Source organism: Azonexus sp. (assembly GCF_049652925.1).
Taxonomy (GTDB): Bacteria; Pseudomonadota; Gammaproteobacteria; order Burkholderiales; family Rhodocyclaceae; genus Azonexus.
In genome coordinates, this window is the sequence record NZ_JBASFI010000033.1 from 1 (window position 1) to 1,658 (window position 1,658).

Genomic DNA, 1,658 nt, shown 5'->3' on the forward strand with positions numbered 1-1,658 from the left:
AGTTGACGGCACAACCGGCGCAACCGACATGCCCACCCGCCTTGAATTCCAGGTCCAGGCTGACGGCGCTGGCGGCTGGCTGGGCGACGGCGGCTCGACCCCGGAAATGGTCATCAAAAACACCGGCTTAGTCGGCTTCGGTACCGCCGCACCGTGGGCGGCCTTGCATGTGGTGCGCAGCGGATCGGAAGCAGGCCTCGCCCTTGAATCATCCTCAGCCACTGTGGCTGATTCAAGCTATATATGGGGCAGCCGCAGCCGCGGCACCGCAGCCGCTCCCACCATTGTTCAGGCCAACGACGAGATTTTTGAGCTCTCAGGCATTGGTTATGACGGCTCTGCTAACCGTGGCGCAGGCAAGATCACTCTCCTTGTTGACGGCACACCTGGCGCCAACGACATGCCGGCGCGCTGGGAATTCGCGACGACACCAGACGGCTCCACAACCATGACCACGCGCATGACGATCAAAAACACCGGCGACATTGGTATGGGTACGACAGCCCCCGCAAGCAAGCTTCATGTTGCAGACGTTCCCGGTGATGGCGGCGTCACTATAGAAAACTGGGTCGCGGATTCCAACAGCCCGAATCTGAATTTCTTAAAAGCGAGAGGCGGCTCGGAAGGCGCCAAAGCTATCGTTCAGGCCAATGATGAACTCGGCCACATCATGTTTAACGGATATGACGGCACCAACCATGAATATGGCGCCTTCATCGTTGCCAATGTTGATGGCACGCCGGGCAATAACGACATGCCGGGCCGCATGGTCTTCTGGACAACACCGGACGGCAGCGCCACCCCGGCCGTTCGCATGATCATTAAAAATGACGGCAATGTCGCCATCGGCAATATAACGCCAAACGTCGCGCTCGACGTCAACGGCGACATTGAATATACCGGCACCATCGCCGACGTCTCCGACATCCGCCTGAAAACGAACATCCTCCCGCTGATCAACCGCGGCTCGATGCTCGAAAAACTCGGCCAGGTCGACACCTACTCCTTCACGATGAAAGACGACAAAAAAGGCCAGGTTGAATTCGGCGTCATGGCGCAGGAAATCGAAAAAATCTTCCCCGAGCTCGTGCGCACCGCCGACGATGAAATGGGCACGAAATCGGTCAACTACACGGGCCTGATCGCGCCGATGATCGAAGCCGGCAAGGAACTCGAAGCCCAGAACAAAGCCATGAAGGCTGAAATCGACGCGCTGAAAGCGCAGCAGGACGAAATGAAACAGGCCATGAACGACATCGCCGAAGACATGAAAGGCCTCAAGGTCCACACCGGCTACGGCATCAGCAAGGCGCAGATGGGCCTGCTGATGATGCTGGCCGCGTTTGGAGCTCTCTCCGGCGCCGCCGCGATGCGCCGCCGCTCTGGCAGACCCCGCCAGTAACCCTCTCTTATGGTAGTTTTAACTTGGCAAAGTCATTATAATGGCTTTAATGCTGTTGCATTGATGCGCCCGTAGCTCAGTGGATAGAGCGCTGCCCTCCGGAGGCAGAGGCCGCAGGTTCGAATCCTGCCGGGCGCGCCATTTCAGGATAAATTACGCCGCTTTCCTGTCTTTCTCCGCGCATTCGCGGGTCAGGTCCTGCTGCGTCTCTGCGATATCCTTGTCGCGCGCAGCCTGCGCTATATCCCCGAACGAC

The 1,658-nt window shown here is 58.4% G+C and carries 1 protein-coding gene and 1 tRNA gene; both read left to right on the plus strand.

Translation table 11 applies throughout. From position 1 onward, the window contains the following. Window positions 1-1,402, plus strand: a 1,402-nt coding sequence (locus WBK19_RS16455; protein WP_511291635.1) for a tail fiber domain-containing protein, incomplete at its 5' end; no start/stop codon positions are given. Window positions 1,403-1,467: 65 nt separating this feature from the next. Then, window positions 1,468-1,543 (plus strand) — tRNA-Arg (locus WBK19_RS16460). Window positions 1,544-1,658 lie beyond the last annotated feature (115 nt).